The sequence below is a fragment of the Microbulbifer agarilyticus S89 genome, assembly GCF_000220505.1.
In the GTDB taxonomy this organism is placed as follows: Bacteria; Pseudomonadota; Gammaproteobacteria; order Pseudomonadales; family Cellvibrionaceae; genus Microbulbifer; species Microbulbifer agarilyticus_B.
Genome location: NZ_AFPJ01000032.1, coordinates 171950 through 182341 on the forward strand (window position 1 = coordinate 171950; position 10392 = coordinate 182341).

Annotated in this window: 11 protein-coding genes; 5 read left to right on the forward strand and 6 right to left on the reverse strand. The window is 53.3% G+C overall.

The window, feature by feature from the left end:
- Window positions 1-8 precede the first annotated feature (8 nt).
- From ruvX to AS89_RS0110015, 5 genes are all read left to right on the forward strand, one after another.
- On the forward strand, window positions 9-434 hold the full coding sequence (ruvX, locus tag AS89_RS0109995; RefSeq protein WP_010132444.1) for a Holliday junction resolvase RuvX: 426 nt from the start codon (window positions 9-11) through the stop codon (window positions 432-434).
- Between the two features lie 71 nt (window positions 435-505).
- Window positions 506-1459, forward strand: a complete 954-nt coding sequence (hemC, locus tag AS89_RS0110000) for a hydroxymethylbilane synthase (RefSeq protein ID WP_010132445.1) — start codon at window positions 506-508, stop codon at window positions 1457-1459.
- 48 nt (window positions 1460-1507) lie between these two features.
- Entirely contained in the window at window positions 1508-2296 is a 789-nt protein-coding gene (locus AS89_RS0110005) for a uroporphyrinogen-III synthase (RefSeq protein WP_010132446.1), read from the forward strand.
- A gap of 174 nt (window positions 2297-2470) precedes the next feature.
- The gene (locus AS89_RS0110010; RefSeq protein ID WP_010132447.1) at window positions 2471-4006 is read left to right on the forward strand and encodes a uroporphyrinogen-III C-methyltransferase; all 1536 of its coding nucleotides are present in this window, start codon (window positions 2471-2473) and stop codon (window positions 4004-4006) included.
- Window positions 4003-5256, forward strand: coding sequence for a heme biosynthesis HemY N-terminal domain-containing protein (locus tag AS89_RS0110015; protein WP_010132448.1), 1254 nt, complete (start codon window positions 4003-4005; stop codon window positions 5254-5256). The genes AS89_RS0110010 and AS89_RS0110015 overlap by 4 nt, the downstream gene beginning before the upstream one ends.
- A gap of 93 nt (window positions 5257-5349) precedes the next feature.
- Here the strand turns inward: AS89_RS0110015 and AS89_RS0110020 are convergent, their stop codons facing one another.
- The 6 genes from AS89_RS0110020 to AS89_RS0110055 form a co-directional block, all read right to left on the reverse strand.
- Window positions 5350-5736: a hypothetical protein gene (locus tag AS89_RS0110020; protein WP_138976390.1), complete on the reverse strand. Its 387-nt coding sequence runs from the start codon at window positions 5734-5736 to the stop codon at window positions 5350-5352.
- 128 nt (window positions 5737-5864) lie between these two features.
- A complete protein-coding gene (locus AS89_RS0110025; RefSeq protein WP_010132450.1) occupies window positions 5865-6302 on the reverse strand; it encodes a YtoQ family protein in 438 nt (145 codons plus the stop codon).
- A gap of 167 nt (window positions 6303-6469) precedes the next feature.
- Window positions 6470-6844, reverse strand: a complete 375-nt coding sequence (gene rcsF, locus AS89_RS19095) for an Rcs stress response system protein RcsF (protein WP_010132451.1) — start codon at window positions 6842-6844, stop codon at window positions 6470-6472.
- A 147-nt stretch (window positions 6845-6991) separates the two neighbouring features.
- Complete coding sequence (locus AS89_RS0110035; RefSeq protein ID WP_010132452.1) at window positions 6992-7534, reverse strand: hypothetical protein; 543 nt, start codon at window positions 7532-7534, stop codon at window positions 6992-6994.
- Window positions 7535-9539: 2005 nt separating this feature from the next.
- Window positions 9540-9998, reverse strand: coding sequence for a hypothetical protein (locus AS89_RS18785; RefSeq protein WP_158217354.1), 459 nt, complete (start codon window positions 9996-9998; stop codon window positions 9540-9542).
- Between the two features lie 94 nt (window positions 9999-10092).
- The coding region (locus AS89_RS0110055) for a hypothetical protein (RefSeq protein ID WP_010132455.1) at window positions 10093-10392 on the reverse strand (300 nt) is incomplete at its 5' end.

A 10392-nucleotide genomic window follows, 5' to 3' on the forward strand; every position in this document is an offset into this window, starting at 1 on the left:
TTCTGCATATGAAAGCCATCACCGCCCTCGCCTTCGACTTCGGGACCAGTTCCATTGGCCTGGCGTACGGCCAGAGCCTTACCGGCAGTGCCCGCGAGCTCGACCCACTGCCGGCCAAAGACGGCAAGCCCGACTGGAATCGGGTGCAAAACATCGTCGACGAATGGAAGCCCAAGGTGCTGGTGGTTGGCCTGCCCCTGAATATGGACGGCAGTGAAAGTGAGTTTGGCGCTCGCGCACGCAAATTTGGCCAGCGCCTGCATGGCCGACTCGGCCTGCCGGTGGAATATGCCGATGAACGTCTGAGCACGCGCGCCGCCAAGGAGGAGGCGCGCGACCGCGGGCATCGCGGCAACTACGCCAACCAGCCCGTAGACTCCATCGCCGCGCGCATTTTTCTCGAGGACTGGCTGCGCAACGTTGCCGACTCTTGATGCGGCGGCCGGTAATCCGGCGCACAAGCTGGTAAACTTGCGCGCAACGTCAATCCAGCCAGTTTCCCCGCATGTCCGAATCAAGCACCACCAGCAACACCCCGATTTCCACTGTCCGCATCGCTACCCGCGAGAGCGCCCTGGCCCTGTGGCAGGCGCACTTCGTCAAGGGTGAGCTGGAGCGCCACCACCCGGGGCTCACCGTGGAACTCCTACCCATGACCAGCCGCGGCGACCAACTGCTCAGCATCCCACTGAACAAGGTGGGCGGCAAAGGACTGTTCGTGAAAGAGCTGGAAAAAGCCATGCTGGAAGGCCGCGCCGACATCGCGGTGCACTCCATGAAGGATGTGCCGATGGAGTTCCCGGAAGGCCTGCACCTGCCCGTCATCTGTGAACGCGAAGACCCGCGCGATGCGTTTGTGAGCAACCACTACGCGTCTCTCGCAGAACTCCCGCAAGGTGCGGTAGTTGGCACCTCCAGCCTGCGCCGCCAGTGTCAGGTGCTGGCAGTGCGCCCGGATCTCGAGGTCAAATTCCTGCGCGGTAACGTCAATACCCGCCTGGCCAAACTCGACGCCGGCGAATACGACGCCATCATCCTCGCTGCGGCCGGCCTGTTGCGCCTGGAGATGGACGCGCGCATCGCCGCCTTTATCGAACCGGAAGTGCTGCTGCCTGCCGGTGGCCAGGGTGCCGTAGGTATCGAATGCCGCCGCGATCCGGCACTGGAAGCCTTGCTGGCACCGCTGCAGCACGATGCAACCCGCCATCGCCTCAATGCCGAGCGCGCCCTGGTGCGCCGCCTGAATGGCGGTTGCCAGGTACCGATTGGATGCTACGCAATTTTCAGTGACGAAAAACAAACCCAGCTTTGCCTGCGCGGCCTGGTGGGCAGCCCCGACGGCGCGACCATGCTGCGCGGCGAAGTCCATGGCCCTGCTGAAGAAGCAGAATCCCTCGGCATCCGCCTGGCCGAACAGCTGTTGCAGGCCGGCGCCGACAAGATCCTCGCGGAAATTTAATTCATCGCCACTTAATTCACCATCGCATCCGCAGTGACGGCTCCACCCATGACCTCACCCCTCGCCGGCCAGCGCATACTGATCACTCGCCCCGCGCACCAGAGTGACCGCTGGCAGGCACTGCTGCACGCGCAGGGGGCGATGGTGGACAGCATTCCCATGCTCGCTATCGAACCGGTAACCGATGCGGACGCAGTGCAGGCGGTGAAAAGCCTGATCCTGGATTTTGACCAGTTCGATCACGCCATCTTCGTGTCGCAGAACGCCGTACAATTTGGTTTTGACTGGTTGGATGACTACTGGCCACAACTGCCTCAGGGGCCGCGTTACTACGCCATCGGTGCGGCCACGGCCAGGGCGATTCGCGCCCGCGGCGCCGGGCCTGAAGCATGCGACAGCGCTGCGATGGATTCCGAAGCATTGTTAAACCTGCCACCGCTGCAGAACCCGCAGGGCGAGCGCGTAATCCTTTTTCGCGGCCAGGGTGGGCGCCCACTGATCGGCCAGACACTGGCAGAGCGCGGCGCGCGTATCGACTACTGCGAGCTGTACCAGCGCCTACTGCCAGCCGATGCCTGCACAGAACTGCGCGCGTACCCACACATCCCCGATGCCATCACCTTGCACAGCGGGGAAACACTGGAGAACCTGCAGCGCGCACTGGAAACAACCGGTAAACGCGCCGCGCTGAACGACTGCGCGCTGGTCCTCCCCAGCCAGCGCGTCGCCGAGCAGGCCCTGGCGCTCGGTTTCAGCAAGGTTTTTGCCGCCAAAAATGCCGGCGACACGGCCATGCTGGACGCATTAAGCGAAGCACTCGCGTCCCCGCATTGCTGAAATCCCACCGATCACGGTAAAAAATTTTAATTCCGCGCCAGACTTCCTATAAAGAACCGCTGCAGTCGCTATAATTTGGCGACAAATTTTCTAGCGGCATCCGTGCAGCCCACCGCCCTGACAACCGCTAGAACGACCGGTGCCCCCACGCATCTACCCTGAGCAAGCGAGCCCATGAGCGATAAAAAAGCCCCAGCTTCCGCCACGCCGGACGACAACAACGATAAGCAGAAAGATATACCCACGGTGACCGAGAAAGCGGAGCCCAAGAGCAACTTCGCCAAGGCCGCAGTAAAAACCGGCGACGTAAAGACCAGCGGCAGGGCCAAAAGCGACAGCAAAGCAAAAAACCCAAGTACGCCCCGCGCCGCAAAGAAGGGCAATGGCTGGGCCTGGTTCTGGTTACTGCTGTTGGCACTCATCGCCCTCGCGGTCGCCGCCTGGTATTTCATTCCCAGTGTGCGCACGCAAGCCAATAGCCACCTGCAGGACCTGCCGCTGGTGGGGCGGTATTTTGCTGCCGACACACAAACCATTTCGCAAAGTGGCCGCACCACCGCCAGCGAAGACAATGCACCGGCAGCCAGTGACCAATCTCAGCCAGCAGACAGCATGCCCTCTGCGCCAGCCACTAACGACAACGGCACGGCCAGCCGCGCCGCCGACTCAGCGACAACAAATAACCAGGGCACCACAACCGACAACGCGCAGACCACTACCGCACAGCCGCCAGTACCCGAGCAACCCATGCTGCAGCCCGGCGAATCCCAGGCCACGCCGCCGTCGGCAACATCACCGACGCCCCCGGCCTACCAGAACCTTGAGCTCATCAAAGGCCTGCGCCAGCAACTGGAGCAGCAAAACCAGGTCATCGAGCAGCTTCAGCAACAGCTGGCAGGTGTGCAGCGCAACGTCACCGCACAGGGCAACCGCCTGAGCCAGCTGGGTAACGCCAGTCGCGAAGACTGGCAACTGGCGGAAGCGGATTACCTGCTGCGCCTGGCCAACCAGCGCCTGATGCTGGAGCAAGACAGTCGTTCCGCCCTTGGGCTGCTACAGGAGGTCGACAAGATTATCCGCGACGTGGATATGCCGGATTTGTACGGTGTGCGCCAACAGCTGTCCCGCGATATCACCGCACTCAAGCTCGTCGAAAATGTGGACCGCGAGGGCCTCTACCTGCGCCTGCGCGCACTGGAGGAGCAGATGGTCAAACTGAACATCCAGCCGCAGTTCGATCTGGCCAAACGCGATGCCGCTGTCATCCAGCAGCAAAACGCGAACCCCGATGTTGGCGAGGCGCACTTCCGCTCCAGCTGGAGTAACTTCCTTAACTTCCTCAAAGGTTCTGTGCGTATTCGTGATGGCGAGGTCGACCCGGTTCTGCTGTCGCCACAGAGTGAAACCCGTTTCCGCCAGAGCCTGCGCTTGAATATGGAACAGGCCGAACTGGCGGTGCTGCGTGCGGATGACACCGTGTTCAAAGACTCCATTAATCACGCGCGCCAGCTGCTACTGGACTACGGCGTGGACAATCCTCAGCGTCAGGTAATCCTGCGCGAGCTGGAAGAGCTCGCGCAGGAGAAAGTCAAAGTCGAGCTACCGAACCTGAGCGCGTCGCAGACCGCGCTGCGCAACTACATCGACAAGATGCACAAGGTCTCCTCCGGACAGACGCCGAGTAATGACAACGGAGGTAGCGACTGGTGAAACGCTTCCTCCTATTTACCCTGCTATTACTGCTCGGCGGCGCCTTGCTCGCCGAGGCCATGCGCTCCTATCCCGGCTACCTGTTATTGATGGTGGGTGGTGATGGCGGAAAACGTATCGAAATGAATTTGTGGGTCGCCATCGGCGGCCTGGCTCTGGGCATACTCGCGCTGTTCCTGTTTATCTGGCTGTTGCGCAGCGTGGCGCGGGCCATTGGCGGTAGCGTCAGCCGCATTCGCTTCGGCCGCAGCCGTATCGCCCGCCGCCGGCTTACTAATGGCCTGGTGGAGTTTATGGAAGGCAACTGGGCACGTGCGCGAAGATTACTGCTGAAAAGTGCGGCGCGCTCCGATGCCCCGATCATTAATTACCTGGCCGCAGCACGCAGCGCATTCGAGCTGGGGTATCGCGACGAAGCCAATGAGCTTCTGGCCAAGGCCGAGGCCACCGGTGATGACACCCAACTCGCCGTGGCCATCAGCCAGGCGCGCATGCAATTGCTCGACAAGCATTATGAGCAGTGCATCGCCAGCTTGCAGCGCGCGATGCAACAGGAGCCCAACCATCCGGCCCTGTTGCAATTGCTGCGTCAGGCCTATTACAACATCGGCGAATGGCATGGTCTGCGCGAGTTGTTACCCAGACTGGAAAAGCATGCCAGCATGCCCGAGTCACAGTTCCAGCAACTAGAACTGGAGGTGTACCAGAACCTGCTGCGTGACGCCGCCAATCGCGATAACAAGGACAAGCTACGCGAGACCTGGAACAGCCTAAGCGGCCGCTGGCAGCGCAATATTGAACTGCGCAATCTTTATGGAGCCATGCTGCACAAGGTAGGGGATGATGTTGAAGCGGAGAAACACCTGCGCTGGATTCTCAACCGAGAGTGGCGTGCAGACACAGTGCGCCTCTATGGCCACCTGACAGGCGCTGACGCCAGTCAGCAGCTCACTATTGCCGAAGGCTGGCAAAAAGAATACGGGGAAAACGCCGATCTTCTTACCTGCCTGGGACGCCTGTATCTGCGCAATGAAATATGGGGCAAAGCGCGGCAATATTTCGAAAAAAGCCTGCTGCTGCGCTCAGACCCGGAGACCTCCGCCGAACTGGCGCGGCTCCTCAACGCATTGGGTGAAAAGGAGAATGCGGCGCGACTTTACGAGCAAGGGCTGCTACAGGCAGTTTCCACACTGCCACAGCTACCGTTACCTGACCAGCAGGCACATATGCTGGGGACACGGGCATCCTGATCGCTTGTCGACGTGCTCAACCACGCGCGCACCATTCCCACGGATGTATCGATCCAGGTGCCCCGAGAGGGGCAACATGGTAAATAGCATCATTTAAGTGTCGCATGAGACTGACAAATCAGCGGCCGGCGCGACGCGCTTATGCAGGCTTCCGTCGCAGAACAGGTAAAGATTGGGTCCGCTAAATGGATAATCGCCACCTTGCGTAGCCGTGCTTAACACCTCGCCGGATTCCTTATCAATTATGGTCGAGACCACCCTGGGTTTATCCCCATGCTGGACGTCAACGGTCAGCAGCTTACCATCCAATTCGAATTGATAGGCACCGGGTTTATCCAGATCAACGGTGGCTTCCAGCGAAGTAACATTGTCTTCGATAACGATATAGTCAACGGTTTTTGCCACCGATGTCGCTGAAAGTAATCCCGCACAAACTAGCAGTAAGATACGTTTTCCGTTCATTTTTAAATCCTTTTTCATGTGGCGATTTAGCCTAGCCTGACGCAGATGAACCCGGCCTGAACGGTATGCACTGGGTAACACGATAAAGTCTTGGCCCGGTCGCAACCAAAGACAACTGAGTTACCATTAGACCCAGACCTTGCCATTCATAGATCACTAACCAGATAATTCAACACATCAACGACCTGCTGCGGTGTTGTTGCCCACGCATATGCCGCAGCATCGACCTCTTTTAGCGGGTGCACGATTTCCTCAGCGTGTAGCGTAATGTAGGGTTTACCAAGAGCAGCACAGTATCCGGCATCAAACGCCGCATTCCACTGCTTGTACTTATCCCCAAATCGGATAATCGCAACATCGCACTTCTCGATTAGTGTTTTTGTACGAATTGCATTCACCTTCGCCGACTTATGGTCACGCCAAAAACCGCTCTCTTCGCCGCCAAGCACATCACCCGCCCCATCACTGGCGTCATGATCCGTAACTGCAGATGAAAAGACAAAATTACCACCTGCGCACCCATCGATAATCTGCTTCCGCCAATCCGTATGGATCTCACCAGAAAGATAGATATTTAACGCCACTTCAAACTCTCCGATTTAAATATAGATCTAGGCATGGCATGAGCAATGCCTCGAGCAACTACTTAATCTCACACCAAAAAAACCAAATATACTTCACTCGATGAAAAAAATTTCAGTATTCGTAACAACACAGCAGATATGCATCAAATGCACCCACCGTTGATAACTCAAGGCATGCGCCTATCTTCATGAACTTTGTAGGCAAGCCCACGACACTCCATATACTTGTAGCAGAGCCTCTCTGCAAAAATCTGACATTGCTCAATTACTATGCCGTTCGCGCCTTGGTCCAACGCCCGCGACTTTAGAATTTTTTCAAGGCTGACGCGTGAAAGACGGCCCTCATCCGCACTCTCTTGACAATGGGAAGCTTCCACCGCCCCTAGAAAAACGGCTTCATGCTGCCCTATTTCCTCTTGGGAGTACTCCTTTACATTTTTTGACTTCAGCATTGACGTGGCATATGGGCCATAGTCGACAACTACAGACAAGCGAGCACAGCCACAAAGCACAAATACGAGTATGACACTGAATATTTTCATAATTTATTTAGGAAACCCTAATAGCTCGACACTTTAAGGGCTGACCTTCTCCGCATACACTCTGCAAGAAAAAAAGAACGCAAGAACACAACAAACCTAATAGGTCCAGAATAATTCACGCCATCCGCAGCTGCGCCATGATCCACTCTAGAACCGAATACCCGCATTAATATTGAAAAATATTACACGAGCTGCTGTTTCACCAGGTCTGCCCACAAATTGAAATTTGACCTCTGGACCTACTGTAAATCTATCACTGAACACCAACCCACCTTTGAAAGATGCTTCAGCCATCGATCTAGTCTTACTGCGCTCAACGGAAAATTTTGCTGCCCCAATGCCGGCGGTACAGCCCAAATATGCATGTAGGTCTTCATCAATAGTATAATCCTGTGCGAATCGCAGTCCGGCCGACAGTGACATATATTCCTGACCAGTTTCATGCAGTAAATTTCTTCCTGAATCGAGCAAGGAAAAATCGACATAGTATAAATCTGACGTTGGCACCCATCGAATGCCCTTCGCCAAACCAGAATCCAAGCCCAATATCGCATAGTGATTTCTGTCAATATCGCCTTCGTCCTTATCAGCCTTAACGGAAGCCGAAGGTGCATACGAAACAATCAACTCATTAGAAAAACAGCTTTCTGCTAGGAGTAAAAATGGAAGTACAAAATAGATTGCTTTCATGGCATTTCCTTATAGCGCGTCAATAATGCAGAAAACGACTGATCCAAATTTCAGGCGAGTGAGTGCAGAAGCCAATGATTTAATTGAATTATATGTGCGCTACTCAGGCACGCCAAAAACAAACATTGTACCGAAGAAGAATACAGCGGATACGATCGCTGAAAAGTAGCTCAAAACAAAAGGCAGCCTCCATTTTTCGGCGAAAGCTTTGGCTGACTCACAAGAGATTGCCCGATAATCCTTGTTTATAAGATATTTATTTAATGGCCAAGCACTAACAAGGTCACCATTCCCAAGCAAGGTTGGCTCACCGGCGTGTTTCCATAAACCAGGGTGCTTCCTTCGGCTACCTCGGATAAACATCCAGGATGAAATACTCTCTAGAATAAGACAAACAAAAAATACGGAAAATGTTGTCCAGAAAACCACTTTTTGTCCTTTTCTTATTACGCCCTACTCAGAGGTCGCATATTTTGTGCGCAGCTTGCGCAAACTTGAGCGCAGTGACCCATGCAAAACGTGCATGCAGTAAGACGCCCCACGAACCCCAAAAGCTCCGGAAAAACTGTACCGACTTACTGGTATTTTACGACTCATGGCTGAAAAGAGCTGCACCGCCGCTTAAACCAACCAGTTCGCTTTTTGTAGTTTGTCGGGCAATTTTCTTGGCACTCGGCGCCCAACACTTTTAGCGATTTAGCGTCTCTATAAAAGGCAACAGTTTCGCCTAAAACCACATGCTTGTATCCGGGCTCAGTAGATGAAACTAGAAAATGATTATCGCTGTCTCCGATCAATATTCTATCACTAGCCAGTGCATACACATCGAATCTCCACATGCCCCAGGAACTCCAATTATGCATTATTAAGCAATTAGACATTGTTTTTAGTGGCTCTTGCTCTTCCTCCGAATGAGAATGTGAAGATATACCAATCGTAGTAATTAGCAGCATTCTTATTATTTTCATGCTCAACTTTCCTTGTAATTGCTAGCGCCTCAAGAACCGGCGGCGCTTACACCCTCCGAATTGCTTGAGTTGTTAAGTACTGCCTGTTGGTACGCACCATCGTAAATTAGAAGACTCAATATCATACCCTGGATTAGCACTGTAATCTGATCTAGTGTGTACCCAATAGCGTGGTCGACTTGCGGACCAACGAAGAGAAGTAAGGGAAATATTAAGATAGTTGAATACACATAAGCTTTTCGCGCCCACAACTTGAGCATAAGAAGCCCAAGCATTGAGACTAAATTTACAAGCGCTAGGACCAATAAAAAAATTAATGCTATCACCTCCATAGTCGCCGGAGTAGCTTCTTCATTTATGGCCAGATACTCTTGAAGCTCGACTGGTAGATATGAGTCAGTGAAAAATAGTGCAATAATGATAAGCACTATGAGAGTGAGCTCTAGCTTTACCAAATTCCTTATCGTGTTAATCATTCCTCAAATGCTCCCTCTAAAATTTAGCGCCCGCAGCAATTTGCGCGGTCTTGTTAGTGCATCGGTATCACCACCTTCTTCGCCGCGGGAAATACAACTCCAGCTTCATGCGCAATTTCGTTTGAGTTAACACCGCTGAAGTACAAATCTATAACACCCTTGTTTTTCAAAAACAGGCTAACTACAGCAGCTTCTTGTATCAACTCGACACTCTCTCTCCTAACTCGAATGGTTTTGGGACCAAACGGCCAAGTACCTAATGAAGTAGTAATTTCGATTCGATCTCCAAGATCACGAAAAATTCTTTTTTCAATATCGTGAAACTTTCTCGTCGTATACTTTTGAGTTATGTATGGAGCCAAAAAAGCAATAAGAAATGAACTTAGTCCAGCTATCAAATATTCCAAAATACGACCTTAGTAGCGCTAACGCCCACAGCAGGGGCGGCTTACCTCATGCGCGCTTTGCGCGAAAATGGGAGCAAAGCGACCGCGCAAAACGTGCATAAGGTAAGCCGTCCCGCGGAGGACCGAAGAGCCATAGCCTTGCTGCCTGTGTTTGTTAAGCATCTTTGCTTCGGTGCCGGACCGCACTATAAGTTAGCCACCAACCTACCAGGCGCCCCAAAACGAAAACTACGAGGATTGGTGGCCAAAGAGCGGACACAATGTCTTGGTAAAATGAGCTTGACCAATCATAAACGGGCCAAATCCATACAGTGACAATAATTAAAGAGCTTACCCAGTTATCTATTTTGACCCAGCGATATACCAACTCTAGAAGCAGATAGAAAATAACCACCAAACCTACACCCGCCCATAGCTCTGAGTCATAGCAATTCTTGACTACTGCAATGAGCATGAGAATGGCAGGAACCACTCTTAAATAGGCTCTATCTTTCTCTGGTGTATTTTTCAGCATCAACTTCTTGTGATTGCTTAACGCCGCCAGCAGGGGCAGCTTACCTTGTGCGCATTTTGCGCGAAAATGGGAGCTCAGCGACCCGCGCAAAAGGTGCACAAGGTAAGCTGTCCCGCGGAGGGCCAAAGGCCCGGAGCTTTATTGCCTGGCTTTGTTATGTGATCACCTGCCGCCCTACTCGCTTGCTATGTGGTTAGCTCATTTTCTGCCATACCGCATCAACATTTCTATACTGATCAGGTAAATGTTCTTTGGCATCAACTGCAGAACAGTACTCTGAGTCTTGTTCAGCCTCCCAGTTAGCGTCGCAACTGAAGCGATAGACCACCTCCGAATCTCTGTACTTGCAAATAGCTAGGCCAAATATTTCTGATGCGATTTTCCCACAATCATAATAAATCACCCCAAACGGTCTATCACCCGACCAAGACCATTCAATAACCTTTGCACCATCTATTTCTTTGGGTGGTTTACTCATAAATTCCTGACACAT